This is a genomic window from Methylobacterium sp. P3_A11, assembly GCF_056403155.1.
Window position 1 is genome coordinate 14752 of record NZ_JBFUGA010000027.1, and the last position, 18085, is coordinate 32836.

The following is an 18085-nucleotide window of genomic DNA, read 5'->3' on the forward strand; positions in this document are numbered from 1 at the left end:
GATGGGCCGCCGTTGTCTCCGAGCGAGAGGGACCGCCTTGTCGAGGATCGGCGCCGGCCCGTCAATCGCCGCCCGAAAGCCGTCATGGATCGCCGACCGCCGACGGGTCGCGGGCGATGACGGTTCGAGGATCTGAAGCGCGGTGGCCGGGACGCTCAGGTCGGAGCCGGGACCGGAGTCGCCAGAGGCTTTCCCTTCTGAACGGTGAATGTGACGAACAGCTTGGCCGCGTCCGCTCCGTTCTTCAGCGTATGCGGTGTCTCCGGTGCCGTCACCCAGGCGGTGCCGGGCTTGATCGTCCGCGCCGCCTCGCCCTTGATCTGCAATTCGCCGACGCCTTCCAGGGCATAGCCCGCCTCAATGCCGGGGTGCGTGTGCCAGTCGATGACGAAATTCGGCTCGATATCGACGATGACCTGGAGCGTCTCGTAGCCCGGGGTCGGACCATCGATGCGCGAAGTAATCGTTCGCTTCAATCCGGCCGGTGCCTGTGCCGACGCGTCATCCGCGACGAATCCGACCGCCGCGCAGATCGCGCAGCCCGTGAACATCCGTCTGGTCAACATGCGTTTCCTTCCCGCCTGCGTACCGCAGATCTTCGAAACAGGTTGTTCGGACCGAGGAATGACCTCGGGACGCCAATTTTGTATAAAAACCAGATTTTACCTGATCGTCACACCAAATTGATCGCGATTGACAGAGTTTAAAAATGTAAGCGCAATTTTTCAGTATGACAACGCAATTGATCGCAGGCGAAGACGGCCGGCACTTTGCTCCTGATGGACAGTTGGGGGTCGGCCTGGCGGCCGTGACTTGGCGGGCGACGTCCGTCGGGAGACGGGCGCGGGTGGCTGCGGCGACCCGGCAGGGTCTGCCGAACAGCGGCGTTCTCCGGATCCGTCCTGCCGGCCAGAGGGCGGTGGTTCCCGGGACGACACGGGCAACGCCCTGCGGCGGCGATGACGAGCGGAGTGCGGTGACGACCGGCGACCCGCGCAAGGCTGTCGGCCCGGTGCCGACCGGCGAGAGCAACTACGCTGCGCGCCGGGCCGCCTCGATCGTCAGGCCGAGGCCCACCGAGCCGAACGTGTCGCCCTCTACGACACGCGCCGCCGGCAAGGCGGCCGTCAGCGCGGTGCGCAGATGCGGCAGCCCGGTGGAGCCGCCCGTCAGGAACAGGGCGTCGATCCGCTCGGGCGCCAGTTCCGCCTGCGCGAGGCAGCGCCCGATCCGGGCTGCCACCGCCCGGGCGAGGTCATCCGTCTGCGCGGCGAGCGTGCCGCGGTCGACCGGCACCGCGAGCCCGCGCTCCACGAGGCTGAGATCGAGCAAGGTCGCGGCGTGCTCCGAGGCGGCGATCTTGGCGACTTCCACGGCGCCAGCCAGCGCGTGCCCACGCTCGCCCTCGACCGCTTCACGCAGCCGCGCGACCAGATCGGGCCGGGCGCAGTCGCGGATCACCTCGTCGATCTCGCGCAGCGTCTTCGAATTGTAGAGCCGGTTGATCGCCGACCACGTGGCCAGGTCGTGAAAGTAGGCGTTCGGCACGGCGAGGTCGCCCCGGCGCATCGGGCTGCCGAGGCCGAGGAGCGGCATGACCGTGCCGAGGCTGAGCTGCCGGTCGAAATCGGTGCCGCCGATGCGCACGCCGTCGTTGGCCAGGATGTCGCCGGCACGGTCCGCCTGGCCCCGGCGCTCGGGCGACAGGCGCACGATGGAGAAGTCCGACGTGCCGCCGCCGATATCGGCCACGAGGGCGATCTCCTCCGACCGCACCTGCCGCTCGTAATCGAGGGCGGCGGCGATCGGCTCGTACTGGAACGACACACTCCGGAACCCGACGTCGCGCGCGATGGCCCTCAGGGTGTCCTCGGCACGGCGGTCCGCCTCCTGATCGCCGTCGACGAAGTGGACCGGGCGGCCGTGGACCACGCTGTCGAGGCTCTGCCCGCAGGCGGCCTCGGCCCGCTCCTTCACGGCCGTCAGGTAGCGGGCGATGATGTCGCGCAGGCGCATGCGCTGCCGGCCGACCGGGGTCGCTTCGTCCATCAACGGCGTGCCGAGCACGGATTTCAGGCCGCGCATCAGCCGGCCGGACCGGCCCTCGACATAGGCCTCTGTGGCGGCCCGCCCGATGACCGGCTCTTCGCCGAGTTCGAAGAAGATCGCGCTCGGGATCGTCCGGTGCGCGCCCTCCAGGGGCAGCAGGGTCGGCCCCTCCGGGCCGGCGGCCCCGAGGGTGGTGTTCGACGTGCCGAAATCGAGGCCGCAGGCCGCCATCGTGGGGTGGATCCGGGACAAGCTGGGAGGGGCGTGGCCCTACAGGGTGGCGGCGCCGGGGTCCAGGGCGGATGGCGCACGGGTGACATCGCGGGAAGCGTGGACAGCGCCGCGGCGGGCCGCCCGGAGCCGCCGCATCGTGCTATGAGGCGCCATGCGTTCCGACATCGATCTCGGCCTGACCGGCGAGCGCCCCGCGCTCCTCGACCTCACCGAACTGCTCGCCACGCGGCTCCTGGTGCAGGGCAATTCCGGCTCCGGCAAGTCGCACTTGCTGCGGCGGCTCCTGGAGCAGAGCGCCGGCCTCGTGCAGCAGGCGATCATCGACCCCGAGGGCGATTTTGCCAGCCTCGCCGACCGCTACGGCCACGTGGTGGTGGAGGCGGACGGCGACGACGTCGCCCTGCAGCGGATCGCCGCCCGCGTGCGGACCCACCGGGTCTCGGTGGTGCTGTCGCTGGAGAACCTCGACGCCGACGGGCAGATGCGGGCGGCCGCCGCCTTCCTGGGCGGATTGTTCGATGCTGACCGCGACCATTGGTACCCGATGCTGGTGGCGGTGGACGAGGCGCAGCTCTTCGCGCCCGCCGCAGCCGGCGAGGTCTCGGACGAGGCGCGCCGCCTCTCCCTCGGGGCGATGACCAACCTGATGTGCCGGGGGCGCAAGCGCGGGCTCGCCGGCGTCATCGCTACGCAGCGGCTGGCCAAGCTCGCCAAGAACGTGGCGGCCGAGGCCTCCAATTTCCTGATGGGCCGGACCTTCCTCGACATCGACATGGCCCGCGCCGCCGACCTCCTCGGCCTGGAGCGCCGGCAGGCCGAGACGTTCCGCGATCTGCCGCGCGGACATTTCGTGGCCCTAGGGCCGGCCCTGTCGCGGCGCCCGCTCACCATCGCGGTCGGGCCGACCGCGACGGTGAGCCGGAGTTCCTCGCCGGTGCTCGTCCCCCTGCCCGAAGCCACGGAGGATGCGCGCGCGCTGATCCTGACGGCGAGTCCCGAGGAGGTCGCGACGCCGCTGATGCCCCGTCCGAGGCCGCGGCCGACCCCGGCCCCCGACGTCCTCGTCCAGCTCGCCAACTATCGGCCGCCGGCACCCGCGGAGGACCCGGAGGAGGAGCCGATGGATCCGGAGGCCCGCGAGACGGCGCTCGCCGAGGTGCTGGCCTCGGTGCTGGCGGATGCCGACGCGGCGGCCTGTACCCCGGCGACGCTCTATCAGGACTTCACCGTCCGCTGCCGGATCCGACGCCTGCGCGGCGACACGATGGGTTTGCCGGAGTTCAAGCGGCGGCTGGCGGTGGCGCGGGCCGAAGCGGGAGGAGAGGTGGCCGACAATTCCGGCTGGGAGCGGGCGCAAAGCATCGCGGCCGGCCTGCCGGATGACCTCGCCGGACTGTTCCTGGTGGTGGCCCGCGCGGCGATCGAGGGTGCGGCCTGCCCCACCGACGCGATGCTGGCCGAGGCGTACGGCACGAGTTCGGGCGGCCGGGCACGGCGGATGCTGGCCTATCTCGAGGAGCGCGGCGCGATCATCTCCCGCAAGGACCTGCGCGGGGCGCCGATCATCGCGGTGCCGGATCTCGGCGTCGAGACCGGGCCGGGCGAGCCGCAGATCCTGCCGACGGGGCCGAAGCGGCGGGCGGTTTAGGGGCCGGCGTCCTCCAATCGGTGACGTCGTCCACCGCAGGGTGGGAGGGCCGGACAGGCTTCGCTTGGACGGCGCCGGACATGACAGAGCGTAAACCGACGGTTAAGAGGCCCCTTCTAGCCTTACGTAACGGGTGCCAGCCGATCCTCGGACATGAGGGCTCAAGGCCATGGGGCCTTGTGAAAACGCGTAGCTCGGAGATCGCGTGGCTTGGGGGCCTGACCGCTGGCGCTTCTATCGGCTCGTCGCGCGCGAGGCCGCGCGCGCGGTCCGCGCCGTCGGTGCCAGCCTCACCGCCTCGCCCGACATCCTCGCCCGGATGCGGGTGACCGGACTGGTGATCGCCCCCCAGGACCTGCGTACCTCCGACGCCACCTTCGCGGACGATATCTATGCCGGCCTGTTCGTCTTCGCCGGCCGGTCGCTGGCGGCGAGCGGCGGGTCGCCCTTCGACTACGCGGCGCCCTCACCGGAATGGGCCGACGAGCTTTACGGCTTCGGCTGGCTGCGCCATCTGCGCGCCGCCGACACGGCCCTGGCCCGGGCCAATGCCCGTGCCTTCGTGGCCGACTTCATCGCCGGTCGGGGCGACGCCGCGCTCTCCCGCCAGACGCCGGTGGCAGCCCGCCGGCTGATCTCGTTCCTGTGCCAGTCGCCCCTCGTGCTGGAGGGCGCCGACCATGGCTTCTATCAGAACTTCCTCAAGGCCATCGGCCGCAACGCGCAGCAGCTCGAGCGCGACCTTCGGCGCGGGGTGCCGCCGCAGTGGCGCCTGAACGCCGCGGTGGCGCTCTGCTACGCCGGCCTCTGCTGCGACGGCATCCAGCCGATCCTGCGCCGGGCGACCCGGGTGCTGACACGGGAACTCGACCGCCAGATCCTGACCGATGGCGGCCACCGCTCCCGCGACCCGCGCTTCGCCATGGAGCTGCTGCTCGACCTCTTGCCGTTGCGCCAGAGCTACCTCAGCCGCAGCGTCGAACCGCCGATGGCCCTGCTGCGCGCCGTCGACCGGATGCTGCCGCTGTTGCGGCTGCTGCGCCATCCCGATGCCTCGCTGAGCCACTTCAACGGCATGGGGGCCACGGACGCGGACCATCTCGCGACGCTCCTGGTCTATGACGGTGCGCTCGCCCGGCCGCTGATGCACGCGCCGAATTCGGGCTACGAGCGCCTGGAGGGTGGCCGGGTCGTGATCGTCGCCGATGTCGGTGCGAGTCCGCCGCTGCCCTACTCGGTGAACGCCGCTGCCGGCTGTCTGGCCTTCGAGATGTCGAGCGGTCCGCAGCGCATCGTGGTCAATTGTGGCCTGCCGGCCAGCGGTGCGGATCTGCGCCTCCTCGCCCGCTCGACGGCCGCCCACTCCACGGCCGTGGTCGCCCACACCTCGTCGTGCCGGTTCCTCACCCGCACCGGATGGTGGGGCGAGCGGCAGCTGGCCGACTGGCTGATCCGGCGGCGCGGACCCGTGGTGCTCAGCGGCCCGTCGGCGGTGGCGTCCGAGCGGGCCGAGGAGGCGGACAGCATCGTCCTCGCCGCCCGGCATGACGGCTACGGGCCGGACTTCGGCATCGTCCACGAGCGCCGGTGGCAGCTGTTCCACGCCACGGCACGCCTGGAAGGTCGCGACGCCTTCCTGCGCCAGGGCAAGGGGCTGAGCCGCGGGCGGCGTCTGCGTCCGCAGGACGTCGCGATCCGTTTCCACCTGCATCCCGGCATCGCCGTGCGCAGCATCCCGGAGGGGCTCGAACTCGCCTCGGCCCWCGGCGAGGTCTGGGTCTTCCGTTCCGAGAACGCGGAGACTGCCCTGGAGGAGAGCGTCTACTTCTCGGGCCTGACCGGGCCGCGCCGCACCGATCAGATCGTGTTGCACCTGCGCGTGTCCGAGGATGTCGAGGTTCGCTGGAGCTTCGAGCGCCTGGCCTCTGCACCCCTGCGCGGGGTGGCGCCCTGACGGAGTCGGCTGGCCGGGCTCACCCGTTCCATGCTACCGCGCCGGAAAATCTCGAACGTTCGGCTCGAAGCTATGGCGCACGATCAGGTGCGGGTCTCCCGCGCGCTCCTCTCGGTCTCCGACAAGACCGGTCTCGTCGACTTCGCCCGGGCGCTCCACGCCCGCGGCATCGCGCTGGTCTCCACCGGGGGCACCCATCGCACCCTGCGGGAGGCCGGGCTTCCGGTGACGGAGGTCGCTGACCTCACGGGCTTCCCCGAGATGATGGACGGCCGCGTGAAGACCCTGCATCCGGCGGTGCATGGGGGCCTCCTCGCCATCCGCGACAACCCCGAGCATCAGGCTGCGCTCGCCGCCCACGGAATCGGCGCGATCGACCTTCTCGTGGTGAACCTGTATCCGTTCGAGGCGACCATCGCGGCCGACAAACCGGACGAAGACTGCATCGAGAACATCGATGTCGGCGGCCCGGCGATGATCCGCGCGGCGGCCAAGAATCACGCGGATGTCGCCGTCGTCACCGACGTGTCGGACTACGCCGGCGTGCTCGCCGCCCTGGAGGCGGATGACGGCGCCCTCGGGGCGCAGCTGCGCCGCCGCCTGGCGCAGAAGGCCTTCGCTCGCACGGCCGCCTACGACGCCGCGATCGCGAACTGGATGGCCGGCCGGTTCGGAGCCGACGAGCCGGCGCCGTTCCGCGCCTTCGGGGGCACCCTGGGGCAGGCGCTGCGCTATGGCGAGAACCCGCATCAGTCGGCCGCCTTCTACCGGTCGCCGGGCAAGGCCCGCCCGGGCATGGCGACGGTCCGACAGCTCCAGGGCAAGGAGCTGTCCTACAACAACTTCAACGACACGGATGCGGCCTTCGAATGCGTCGCCGAGTTCGACCCGGCGCGGACCGCCGCGGTCGCAATCATCAAGCACGCCAATCCCTGCGGCGTCGCCGAGGGCGCGAGCCTGCTCGAAGCCTACGAGCGTGCGCTGAGCTGCGACCCGACCTCGGCCTTCGGCGGGATCGTGGCGCTGAACCGGACGCTGGACGCCGAGGCGGCGCACCGGATCGTCGAGATCTTCACCGAGGTGATCATCGCCCCGGATGCCACGCCCGAGGCCGCGGCCATCGTGGCCGGCAAGAAGAACCTGCGTCTGCTTCTGGCCGGCGGCCTGCCCGACCCGCGGGCGCCGGGCGAGACCGTGCGGACGCTCGCCGGCGGCCTGCTCGTCCAGGGCCGGGACGCGGCGGTCGTCGACGACATGCCACTCCGGGTCGTCACCAAGCGCGCGCCGAGCGAGGCGGAACTGGCCGATCTCCGGTTCGCCTACCGGGTCGCCAAGCACGTGAAGTCGAACGCCATCGTGTATGCTAAGGCCGGCGCCACGGTCGGCATCGGGGCGGGACAGATGTCTCGGGTCGATTCCTCGCGCATCGCCGCCTGGAAGGCCGCCGAGGGTGCGAGGCGCCTGGGCCTCTCGGAGAGCCTCGCGGTCGGCTCGGTCGTGGCCTCGGATGCCTTCTTCCCGTTCGCCGACGGGCTGATGGCCGCCGCCGAGGCGGGCGCCACGGCGGTAATCCAGCCAGGGGGCTCGATGCGCGATGCGGACGTCATCGCCGCGGCCGACGAGGCCGGCCTCGCCATGGTCCTGACGGGCCATCGTCATTTCCGGCACTGACGCCCCCGCGCCGCAACCCCGGCGCGACGGTCTTCCCCCAACCTCCGCTGGGAGAGGGGCTCGGGGCGCATCACCGCCGCGTCGATCGACCCGTTAACGATCCGGGACGATCCGGCTTGTCGCCCTGATTTTTCCAGGTGAACGGCGGTCCGGTCCAGCATCGCTGCGAACAATCGCCGTTCAAGTCGAGTCGCGACAATAGATCCGCGGTATCATTCAATGCTGTCATTCGAGCATTGTTGCCGGAAAAATATCCCCGTCTTTGCGAATATATGCGGCACAAGCGGCGCGGGTTGATATTTTCTCGGCCGGGCGCCATCATCACCGCAATGTGCGCCGGAAGCTCGTGTGAAGAACTTCCTGGATTGGCTCCGGGTTGGGTGACGAGATGTTGGTCGCTGCGCTGTTGTTCCTCGTCGGCTGGCTGATCGGCCGGTCCTACTCGGCGATCGTGATCGCTATGACGTCCTCCGTCGTCATGTTTACTGCGATGACGATGTTCATGTCCGTCTACGGACTCGATCTGCTGCATGTGCTGATCATGCTGGGATATCTGACCGCGCATCAGGCCGGGTATCTGTTAGGTGCCTACCTCACTGGGTATCCGGAAAACAATTGACCAGGTCACTCAATCCTACCAAAGCCAGACCAGTCGACCGGCAACACTGTTGATCGCGATCCACAACGCGAAGGCAAGCAACGACCAGATAACAACAATTCGAATCGGCGGTCGTCTTCCTGTCTGACGGCCCAGGCGTATCAAGACGTCGCTCACGTTCACGTTCCGAGTGCCTCAGAGTGGAGAAAACTTGATACGGCTTCGTACCGCTTCAGGTTCCTCCGGTTCATTTGTAGGACGGATGAAGTTTCTTCAGGGTCGAATAATTCATGCGACCCTCATGCGGTCTTCGATAGAATCGATCTTTACTGTAAGTTGCAATAACCGGCTCTCTTTAGGGCGCTGCATCCGGATCCGAACAATCGATATGGCGCCGTCTGAGGAGACTTCGGCCCTCGCCGAGGTCGATCTTGTCTATGTCTGTAGGCGATCCGCAGAAATGCAATCCGTGACGAACCGCACCCGGCGCTATTCAGCGGTGGCGTTGCGGGCGCGTCACAAGCGGTCCTGCCGCCGTATCGGCCGCCTTCCGCGGGCGCGGCCCGATGATGGGAGACCTCGAACGGAAACGCCCGGGCAGCGTGCGCTGCCCGGGCGTCGATGAGATGCGTTCGTTTGGGTCGGCCTGCGCCGCTCAGGTGTCCGCGAAGATATCGCGATCCTTGGTCTCCGGCACGAACAGCACGCCGATGATCACCGTCGCAACGGCGATGACGATCGGGTACCAAAGGCCGAAATAGATGTCGCCGGTCTGCGCCACCATGGCGAAGGCAGTGGCAGGCAGCAGACCGCCGAACCAGCCATTGCCAATATGGTAGGGCAGCGACATCGACGTGTAGCGGATCCGGGTCGGGAACAGCTCCACCAGCATGGCGGCGATCGGGCCGTAGACCATCGTGACGAACAGCACGAGGATGAACAGCAGGCCGATCACCTGGGCGACCTGCGGCCGGAAGATGTCGAATGGGTTCGACATCTTCACGATCTCAGGGTCGCCCGCCTTCGGGTAGCCGGCGGCCTGGAGCGCGGCGAGCGTGGCCTTGTTGGCCTCGGCGTTGCCGCCCTGGGGGTACGGGACCTCGGTGTCGTTGATCCGGATCGTCGTGGGTTGACCGGCCGCGCCGGGGGCGGTCGCGTAGCGCACGGACGACTTCGACAGGAAGTCGCGGGCCAGATCGCAGGGGGCCGAGAAGACCCGCGTGCCGACGGGGTTGAATAGGGTCCCGCAGCTTGCCGGGTCCGCCGTGACGGTGACCTTCACGTTCTCGATCGCCGCCTCCAGCCTCGGGTTCGCCGTGGATGTGATGCCCTTGAAAATCGGGAAGAAGGTCGCGGCCGCGATCGCGCAGCCCGCCAGGATGATAACCTTGCGGCCGATCTTGTCCGACAGCCAGCCGAACACGACGAAGAAGCCGGTCCCGAGGAGCAGCGACCACGCGATGAGCAGGTTGGCCGTGTAACCATCGACCTTGAGGATCGATTGCAGGAAGAACAGCGCGTAGAACTGACCGGTGTACCAGACCACGCCCTGGCCCGCGACGAGGCCGAACAGGGCGATGAGCGCGAACTTGGCGTTCCGCCACTGGCCGAAGGCCTCGGTGAGGGGCGCCTTGGAGGTCTTGCCCTCGTCCTTCATCTTCTTGAAGGCCGGCGATTCCGAGAGCTGGAGACGGATCCAGACCGAGATGCCGAGCAGTAGTACAGAGACCAGGAACGGGATGCGCCAGCCCCATTCGGCGAAGGCCGCCTCGCCGGTGAAGCTGCGCGTCGCCAGGATGACGAGGAGCGACAGGAACAGGCCCAGCGTCGCGGTGGTCTGGATCCAGCTCGTATAGAAACCGCGGCGTCCGTTGGGTGCGTGCTCCGCCACGTAGGTCGCGGCACCGCCGTACTCGCCGCCGAGGGCCAACCCTTGTGCGAGGCGCAGGACGATCAGGATGATCGGGGCAGCGATCCCGATGGTGGCGGCGTTGGGCAGAACGCCGACAATGAACGTCGACAGGCCCATGATCAGGATGGTGATCAGGAAGGTGTACTTACGCCCGACCAGGTCGCCGATGCGGCCGAAGACCAGGGCGCCGAACGGGCGGACGATGAATCCGGCCGCGAAGGCTAGAAGAGCGAAGATGTCGCGCGTGGCCGGCGGGTATGCCGAGAAGAACTGCGCGCCGATGATCGCGGCCAGGGATCCGTACAGGTAGAAATCGTACCACTCGAACACGGTGCCGAGCGAGGACGCGAAGATCACCCGCTTCTCGGCCGAAGTCATCGGCCTCGCGGCGTCCCCCGTCCGCGGGATTGCGGTTGCCACAGCCATAAAACTGGTCCTCCCAGACGCATTTCAGGCGACCCGAGACGCGGATCGTCCCCACGGCCCGTTTTTCGGGCGGCCCTGCGTGAAGCGCGGGTCACATATGCGTTATCGCAAGGGGGCGGCTGGTCAACCGGTAAAGCGATCGTGAACGGCGCGATCAACATGGGTGCGTGCGGAGTGGCCCCAAAAACGACGAAGGGCGCGGCCAGCGCCGCGCCCTTCGCCCGTCAGGCCGGTGCGAGGTCGGTCAGTGCGCGTGCGCGCCCGAGGCACCGATTCCGGTCTCGGACCTCACGAACTGGGCCTCGAAGGCCGCGCGCTCGCGCTGGGCGCGCCGCGACCTGTCCATCAGGGACACGATCCAGATCGTCGCGAAGGCCAGCGGCATCGAGAACAGCGCCGGGTTGTCGTAGGGGAAGAGCGGGACGGGATTGCCCAGCGTCGTCACCCAGACGGCCTTCGACAGAACCACCATGATGACCGCTGCGAGCAGGCCGACGAGGCCGCCGGCCAGCGCGCCCCAGGTCGTGGTGCCCCGCCACAGGATCGACATGGCCAGAACCGGGAAGTTGCAGCTTGCCGCCACCGCGAAGGCGAGGCCGACCATGAAGGCCACGTTCTGGTTCTCGAACACGTAGCCGAGAACGATCGCCACGATTCCGATCACCACGGCCGAGATCTTCGACAGGTTGACCTCGTGCTTCTCGGTGGTCCGCCCGCGGGCGATCACCTGGGCGTAGAGGTCGTGGCTGATCGCCGAGGCGCCCGCGAGCGTCAGGCCGGCCACCACCGCCAGGATGGTGGCGAAGGCCACGGCGGAGATGAACCCGAGGAAGTACGGGCCGCCCACCGCGTTGGCGAGGTTGACCGCCACCATGTTGGTGCCGCCGATCATGTCCTTCAGCTTGTCGAAGGTGCCGGCAGCGCCGAGCTTGAAGTAGCTCGGATCCGACATCAGCAGCGCGATACCGCCGAAGCCGATGATGAAGGTCAGGATGTAGAAGTAGCCGATCAGGCCGGTGGCGTAGAACACCGACTTGCGCGCGGCCTGGGCGTCCGAGACCGTGAAGAACCGCATCAGGATGTGCGGCAGGCCGGCGGTTCCGAACATCAGGCCGACGCCGAGGGAAATCGCCTCGACCGGGTTCGACACGAGGCCGCCCGGCGCCATGATGGCGTCGCCCTTCGGATGGACCTGCACGGCGTTCGCGAACAGCACCTCGGGGTTGAAGCCGTACTTGTAGAGGACCGCGCCGGCCATGAAGGTGGCGCCGCCGAGCAGAAGGCAGGCCTTGATCACCTGCACCCACGTGGTCGCCTTCATGCCGCCGAAGGCGACGTAGACGATCATCAGGACGCCGACGATGATCACCGCGTAGAGATAGGGCAGGCCGAACAGGAGCTGGATCAGCTTTCCGGCCCCGACCATCTGGGCGATCAGGTAGAAGGCCACCACCACCAGGGTGCCCACCGCCGAGATGATGCGGATCGCGGTCTGGTCGAGGCGGAAGCTCGCCACGTCGGCGAAGGTGAACTTGCCGAGGTTGCGCAGGCGCTCCGCGATCAGGAACAGCACGATCGGCCAGCCGACGAGGAAGCCCGTGGAGTAGATCAGCCCGTCGAAGCCCGAGGTGTAGACGAGGCCCGAGATGCCGAGGAACGAGGCCGCCGACATGTAGTCGCCGGCGATCGCCAGGGAGTTCGTGCCCGCCGAGATGCCGCCGCCGGCGGCATAGAAGTCGGCGGCCGACTTCGTGCCCATGGCCGCCTTGTAGGTGATGCCAAGCGTCATCAGCACGAAGAACAGGAACATGAGGATCGCCGGCCAGTTCGTGGCCGATTGCTGCACGGCGCCCAGATCCGGGCCGGCGGCGTAGGCCGCGCTGGCGGCCAAAGTGGCGAGCGTCAAGCCGAGGAGGAGGCGGTTCATCGGGCCACGCTCCGCTTGAGGGCGTCGCTCAGGGCGTCGAAGCGCGTGTTGGCGCGGGCCACGTAGATCCCCGTGAGCGCGAAGGCGAAGAGGATCACGAACACGCCCATGAACAGGCCCAGGGATGCGGTGCCGCCGACCTTCACGGCGAGCAGCGACTTGTCGAAGGCGATCAGGCCGATGAAGCCGAAATAGACGACCAGCATCAGGATCGTCAGGATCCAGCCGAAGCGGGTGCGCTCGGCTACGAGCTGCTGAAATTCCGGGGTCCGGACGATCCGCTCGATCTGCGGATCCACCTCCGTGCCGCGTGTACCTGTGCCCGGGGGCGCGGTGCGCCCTCGGAGGTCGAGTGTCCTGCCGCTCATGGCTGTTCCTCCCGCGAGGGCTCCGGCGCCCTCCGGTTCTTCCCGGTGATGGTTCGTGGTTCTTGTTGGAGGCGGACGCCGGACCGGCATCCACCCCAGCGGATTCAGATCCGGCGATCCGGGCCGATCAGGCCCGGTTCTGCCGGTTCTCGATCAGGTCGTCGACGACGGCCGGCTCGGCCAGGGTCGAGGTGTCGCCCAGGGAGCCGAAATCGTCCTCGGCGATCTTGCGCAGGATGCGGCGCATGATCTTGCCGGACCGGGTCTTGGGCAGGCCCGGCGCGAACTGGATCAGGTCGGGCGAGGCGATCGGCCCGATATCCTTGCGGACCCAGGTCACCAGTTCCTTGCGGAGGGCGTCGTCGCCCTCCTCGCCGTCATTCAGGGTGACGTAGGCGTAGATGCCCTGACCCTTCACGTTGTGGGGGTAGCCCACCACCGCGGCCTCGGCGACCTTGGGATGCGCCACCAGCGAGGATTCGACCTCGGCGGTGCCCATGCGGTGACCCGAGACGTTGATGACGTCATCGACCCGGCCGGTGATCCAGTAATAGCCGTCCGCATCCCGCCGGGCGCCGTCGCCGGTGAAGTATTTGCCCGGATAGGTCGAGAAGTAGGTCTGCTCGAAGCGCTCGTGATCGCCATAGACCGTGCGCATCTGGCCCGGCCAGGAATCGGCGATGCACAGGTTGCCTTCGCAGGGACCCTGCAGGACCTTGCCTTCGGCGTCTACCATCTCGGGCCTCACGCCGAAGAACGGACGAGTGGCCGAGCCCGGCTTGAGGGCGGTGGCGCCCGGCAGCGGGGTGATCAGGATGCCGCCGGTCTCGGTCTGCCACCACGTGTCGACGATCGAGCAGCGCTGATCGCCGACGACGTTGTAGTACCATTCCCAGGCTTCCGGATTGATCGGCTCGCCGACCGAGCCGAGCACACGCAGGGATTGCCGCGACGTCTTCTTCACCGGCCCCTCGCCGCCGCCCATCAGGGAGCGGATCGCGGTCGGCGCGGTGTAGAAGATGTTGACCTTGTGCTTGTCGATCACTTCCCAGAAGCGGGACGTCGACGGATAGGTCGGGATGCCCTCGAACATCAGCGTGGTCGCGCCGTTCGCGAGCGGGCCGTAGACGATGTAGCTGTGGCCCGTGACCCAGCCGACATCGGCCGTGCACCAGTACACATCGCCGGGGCGGTAATCGAAGACGTATTCGTGCGTCATCGAGGCGTAGACGAGATAACCGGCCGTGGTGTGGACCACGCCCTTCGGTTGTCCGGTCGAACCCGATGTGTAGAGGATGAACAGCGGGTGCTCGGCCTCCACGGCCTCGGCGGGGCATTCGTCGGTCACCTGCTCGGCGGCCTCGTCGTAGTAGACGTCGCGTCCCGCCTCCATGGCGACGCTGCCCCCGGTGCGGCGCACGACGATGACGTGGTCGACGAGGTCCGAATCGAGGCGCTTGATCGCCTCGTCGACATTGGCCTTCAGCGGAACCTTGCGACCGCCGCGCAGGCCCTCGTCGGCGGTGATCACCATCCTCGAGCCGCAGCCCTGGATCCGCGAGGCCAGCGAGTCGGGGGAGAAGCCACCGAACACGATGGCGTGGATCGCCCCGAGCCGGGCACAGGCGAGCATCGCGTAGGCCGCTTCCGGGATCATCGGCATGTAGAGCGTAACCCGATCGCCCTTGCCGACGCCGCGATTGCGCAGGACGTTGGCCATCCGGCAGACCTGGGCATGCAGCTCCCGGTAGCTGATGTGCTTGGACTCGTCCGGGTTGTCACCTTCCCAGATGATCGCGGTCTGGTCGCCGCGGGTCTCGAGATGTCGGTCGATGCAATTGTAGGCGACGTTGGTCGTGCCGTCCTCGAACCACTTGATCGAGACCTGCCCGGGTTCGAAACTGGTGTTCTTGACCTTCGTGAACGGTGTCATCCAGTCGATGCGTTTGCCGTGCTCGCCCCAGAACGCATCCGGATCGGCCACCGACGCCGCGTACATCTCTTGGTATGCGGCATCGTCGACGTGAGCACCCTCACGCCACGCGGCCTGCACCTCGATCACCTTGCCTTCCATGGCGTCCATCCCTGTTTTGGTGCCCGATCGTATCGCGGTCTCCGCCGCGCAGCCAGGACTTCCAAAGTAACGTAGCCTACATCCAACGATGACGATATCATCGCGGTTTCGAGCGTGCGCTGCTCAATTCCCGTAAGTAAATTGAGCACAATGTAAGGGCTGATTGGGGCCTCGGTGCTGCGCTGTCAAGCGCGGTCGGCAGGCCCTGCGATCACCCGCCGGCCCGATGTCTCCGGCCGCGGCCGGAATCGCGAATCCGCCGACATTTTCGCCCGTTCCAGGCGGCTTCGGGCGGTCCTGCGACGGGGACCGGAAACCGCCGAGGCGGCCACCGTCAATGCGCGCGCTGCGATCGGGAGCGGCAGCGGTCTTCGATCCGTCGAGGCGGCACCTGCGGCGCCGATCTCGGGCAGAGGGCGGTCCGTCCGCCTGATCGAGACATCCCGTATCGGTGTCGTCGCGTGGGGCGGTTCGGCTCCGTCCCATCGCGAAGGCTATCGGGCGGCGCTTCAGCCGTTCGCAACCCGCCGCGTCGGTATGATGATTTCCACGAGGGTGCCGTCCTCCGGGCGTGCCGAGAGCTGGAGGCGGCCCCCATTAGCCTCCACCAGCGCACGCGGCAGCGCCAGCCCGTCCTCGACATCACCCGTCGGCGCGTCGGTCCGCGGTGCGGCCCCGGCTCCGGTGCCGCGCACCCGCAGGGCGACGGTCGCCCGCTCGGTCGAACCTGTGGACACGATGATCTGGCCGCCGGCGGACGAGCGGCGGATCGCATTCTCGATCACCAGGGAGGCTGCACGGCTCACCGAAAGCTCGTCGGCCTCCAGATCGCCGAGGTCGGTAGAGAAGCTCGTCCGCACCACGATCCGGCCCCGCGCCGCCTCTCCCTGAAGCCGGGCGACACAGCCGGCCACGACGTCGTTGAGATCGATGGCGCGGGGCTCAAGCCGCAACGCGCCCGCCTCGACGGCGGCGAGGTCCAGAAGTTGCCCGACGCGTTCCAGCATCGTCTCGCCCGAGGCCCTGATCTCGGCGAGGCACCGCCTGTAGCGCGCGTCGCCGAGGGGACCGAACGGCTCCTTCAGCATCGCGTCGACGAGGTGGACCATGCCGGTCACGGGTTCCCGGACGGCGCTGCCCAACCGTGCGAGGGCTCCGCTGCGGACCGTTGCGGATCCCGGGCCGGCATCTCCGCCAAGGTCGCCGAACCTGCGACCGCCGCTTTCCAGAAGCGCCACGCGTCGCCCGTCCGACCGTGCTGCCGTGACGGCGAGCGAGACGGGCGCACCGGTGAGAAGCACGGCCTGCTGCCCCGGAACCGCGCCGCGCAGGGCGTCGGCGACCGCCGGCACGCTTTCCCGGTCGAACAGGGCGACGAAGCTGTTGCCGACGACCTCGCGCGCTTCGCAGGCGAACAGGTCGGCGGCTGCGCGGTTGATCGCGACGATGCGCCCGACACCATCGATCGTGACAACACCAGTTTCCAGCGCATCCAGCGCTGCCTCGGCGCCGGCCGTTCGCTCGATCTGCGCCGCGCGGGCAAGTCGCTCGGCCGTGAGCGCGTCCGCGACATCGGCCTCCTCGACGGGACGCACGATCAGGCACGCAGCGGCTTCGCCCGCCCAGGTGACGGTGCCCGCCTGCAGTTCCACCGGGCGTACACCCCCCTCGACCGTTGCGATCGTCGTCCGGCGCGAGGACGTATCGAGCTCCAGCGCCGGCGAAAGGCCCGGGAGCAGCCCGGAGAGCCCCGTGCGGGCGAGGCTCCGCAGATCGGGATGACCGGCGAGGTCCAGCAATCGGCGATTGGCCGCGACAATCGTACCGGCGCGAGTGACGAGCATGGGCAGCGGTAGCCCGGCGAGGAATTCCGCTTCCGGAGCCGGTTCCGCGTCGGTGCTTGGCTCGACGTCCGCGACGATCGGCGGTGCGCCCACCGCGTCGGCGGCCGCACGTGTTTCCGCGGCTTGCACCTGTGGAGCGGGGAACGGCATCACAGCACCGCCCTCGGTCTTCGCCGCCTGTGCCCCAGCATCAGCCTCGTCGCCGGCATAGCGCGCGCCCAGCGCCCGGGCGATTTCCCGGAAGGCGGCATGCTCGTCGTTCGACAGCGGCACCGCGACCGATTCGGCATCGCCGGCGACCGACTCGCGAACCTCCGTCGGTCGGAGCGCGGCCACCACCGCCGGGACGATCTCCACCGATGATTTCCGGGGTTCCGCTGGCACCTGGATCGGCGTACCGGGCTGTGCCGGCGCGGCGCTCATGGCCGGGGCGCTTCGAATCAGCCCGAATCCGCCGAATCCGGAGAAGGCGGCGTCGCCCCGGCCGAGGGGGGCGCCGGACAGATCGACCCGGAACGGCCCGGCGCCGACATCGATCACCGCCGGCTCGCCGCGGAAGGTGCGCCGATCGCGCAGGGCCGCCAGAACGGCGTCGGCGCCGGTGATGCGTCCGCCCTCGGCCAGATCCTGCCAGCGCTGCCCGACCAACCCTGCAAGCCACTCAGGTCCGCTGAGCGTGGTGACGACGCCGGCGGCATCGATCCGCCACAGGAAGCGGTCGCCGCGCTGGACGGGCGACTCCTGTGAGGCGGGTGCATGCACCGGTGGCGTGAGTGTCTCGGAACCGGATTCGCCCGAGCGGTCGGAGCGGGAGGTGCGCAAGGACGTCACCGGCGCGGTCGGCACGAGGAGGATCGCGGGCCGGCCATCGGCCTGCTCGCCGCGAGCCAGCCAGCAGAGCACCGGCGGGGAGATCCGCCGGGGATCCAGGCGGAGACGGGCGAGGCGCGGCGCGGCGTCGGCCGCGACGGCGGTCGCCACCTGCCGGATCAAGCCGGCGAGGGTTGAGCCGGTCATCGCCGCGGCCAGAGGCGTCGCCGCCTCGGACGCGTGGAGGATCGACCCGGCCGTGGGATCGATCACGAGATGGATGGACCCACGCAGCGACAGGCCGCCGGCGAGGGCCGGCAGCCGCTCCCAGGCCGCGTAGGCGGTTGCCAGCCCGGGCTGGGCTGCACCGGCCGTCCGTGTCACTGTCGTCTCCAAAGCCCGCGACCTCGAACCCGTACGCTATCCTGACCCGTCGTAAGCCCGCTCTGCCCGAGAAAGGCCCACGACCGAAGCCCTATTGTAAACTCCCGGGCGCCGCGACGCTGGACTCTGGGAGCAACCGTCACACGTTTACGGTATGTCAACCTTAACGCCATGAGCGCGGGTGGC

General features: G+C 68.7%; 11 protein-coding genes. 4 read left to right on the forward strand and 7 right to left on the reverse strand.

The genetic code is table 11. The annotated features are described in order from the left end of the window. Nucleotides 1-155 precede the first annotated feature (155 nt). Both AC1DXK_RS11195 and AC1DXK_RS11200 read right to left on the reverse strand, forming a co-directional pair. The gene (locus AC1DXK_RS11195; protein WP_457106981.1) at nt 156-566 is read right to left on the reverse strand and encodes a cupin domain-containing protein; all 411 of its coding nucleotides are present in this window, start codon (nt 564-566) and stop codon (nt 156-158) included. A gap of 466 nt (nt 567-1032) precedes the next feature. Beyond that, on the reverse strand, nt 1033-2280 hold the full coding sequence (locus AC1DXK_RS11200) for an Hsp70 family protein (RefSeq protein ID WP_457106982.1): 1248 nt from the start codon (nt 2278-2280) through the stop codon (nt 1033-1035). Nucleotides 2281-2434: 154 nt separating this feature from the next. Here AC1DXK_RS11200 and AC1DXK_RS11205 point away from each other — a divergent pair, with 154 nt between their 5' ends. The 4 genes from AC1DXK_RS11205 (at nt 2435) to AC1DXK_RS11220 (ending at nt 8175) form a co-directional block, all read left to right on the forward strand. After that, on the forward strand, nt 2435-3931 hold the full coding sequence (locus AC1DXK_RS11205) for a helicase HerA domain-containing protein (protein ID WP_457106983.1): 1497 nt from the start codon (nt 2435-2437) through the stop codon (nt 3929-3931). A gap of 205 nt (nt 3932-4136) precedes the next feature. Continuing rightward, nucleotides 4137-5885, forward strand: a complete 1749-nt coding sequence (locus AC1DXK_RS11210; RefSeq protein WP_477297775.1) for a heparinase II/III family protein — start codon at nt 4137-4139, stop codon at nt 5883-5885. 72 nt (nt 5886-5957) lie between these two features. Next, nucleotides 5958-7556 (forward strand): bifunctional phosphoribosylaminoimidazolecarboxamide formyltransferase/IMP cyclohydrolase, encoded by a 1599-nt coding sequence (gene purH, locus AC1DXK_RS11215; RefSeq protein ID WP_457106985.1) that lies wholly within the window; start codon nt 5958-5960, stop codon nt 7554-7556. A gap of 376 nt (nt 7557-7932) precedes the next feature. Then, nucleotides 7933-8175 (forward strand): hypothetical protein, encoded by a 243-nt coding sequence (locus AC1DXK_RS11220; protein WP_457106986.1) that lies wholly within the window; start codon nt 7933-7935, stop codon nt 8173-8175. A gap of 634 nt (nt 8176-8809) precedes the next feature. Here the strand turns inward: AC1DXK_RS11220 and AC1DXK_RS11225 are convergent. The 5 genes from AC1DXK_RS11225 to AC1DXK_RS11245 all read right to left on the reverse strand — a co-directional run bounded on the left by AC1DXK_RS11225 (nt 8810) and on the right by AC1DXK_RS11245 (nt 17899). Then, nucleotides 8810-10444 carry an MFS transporter gene (locus AC1DXK_RS11225; protein ID WP_457106987.1) on the reverse strand — a complete coding sequence of 545 codons (1635 nt, stop codon included), beginning with the start codon at nt 10442-10444 and terminating at the stop codon, nt 8810-8812. A 292-nt stretch (nt 10445-10736) separates the two neighbouring features. Further along, a complete protein-coding gene (locus AC1DXK_RS11230) occupies nt 10737-12419 on the reverse strand; it encodes a cation acetate symporter (RefSeq protein WP_457106988.1) in 1683 nt (560 codons plus the stop codon). Continuing rightward, entirely contained in the window at nt 12416-12787 is a 372-nt protein-coding gene (locus AC1DXK_RS11235) for a DUF485 domain-containing protein (RefSeq protein ID WP_457106989.1), read from the reverse strand. Before AC1DXK_RS11235 ends, AC1DXK_RS11230 begins: the two co-directional genes overlap by 4 nt. A gap of 127 nt (nt 12788-12914) precedes the next feature. Continuing rightward, nucleotides 12915-14861: an acetate--CoA ligase gene (gene acs, locus AC1DXK_RS11240; RefSeq protein ID WP_457106990.1), complete on the reverse strand. Its 1947-nt coding sequence runs from the start codon at nt 14859-14861 to the stop codon at nt 12915-12917. Nucleotides 14862-15370: 509 nt separating this feature from the next. Next, nucleotides 15371-17899: a PAS domain-containing sensor histidine kinase gene (locus AC1DXK_RS11245; RefSeq protein ID WP_457106991.1), complete on the reverse strand. Its 2529-nt coding sequence runs from the start codon at nt 17897-17899 to the stop codon at nt 15371-15373. Nucleotides 17900-18085: the final 186 nt, after the last annotated feature.

Excerpts from the sequence above, each read along its gene's own strand:
- AC1DXK_RS11195 (WP_457106981.1), bottom strand. The coding sequence starts at position 566 with ATGTTGACCAGACGGATGTTCACGGGCTGCGCGATCTGCGCGGCGGTC.
- AC1DXK_RS11200 (WP_457106982.1), bottom strand. The coding sequence starts at position 2,280 with ATGGCGGCCTGCGGCCTCGATTTCGGCACGTCGAACACCACCCTCGGG.
- AC1DXK_RS11205 (WP_457106983.1), top strand. The coding sequence starts at position 2,435 with ATGCGTTCCGACATCGATCTCGGCCTGACCGGCGAGCGCCCCGCGCTC.
- purH (WP_457106985.1), top strand. The coding sequence starts at position 5,958 with ATGGCGCACGATCAGGTGCGGGTCTCCCGCGCGCTCCTCTCGGTCTCC.
- AC1DXK_RS11225 (WP_457106987.1), bottom strand. The coding sequence starts at position 10,444 with ATGACTTCGGCCGAGAAGCGGGTGATCTTCGCGTCCTCGCTCGGCACC.
- AC1DXK_RS11230 (WP_457106988.1), bottom strand. The coding sequence starts at position 12,419 with ATGAACCGCCTCCTCCTCGGCTTGACGCTCGCCACTTTGGCCGCCAGC.
- AC1DXK_RS11235 (WP_457106989.1), bottom strand. The coding sequence starts at position 12,787 with ATGAGCGGCAGGACACTCGACCTCCGAGGGCGCACCGCGCCCCCGGGC.
- acs (WP_457106990.1), bottom strand. The coding sequence starts at position 14,861 with ATGGAAGGCAAGGTGATCGAGGTGCAGGCCGCGTGGCGTGAGGGTGCT.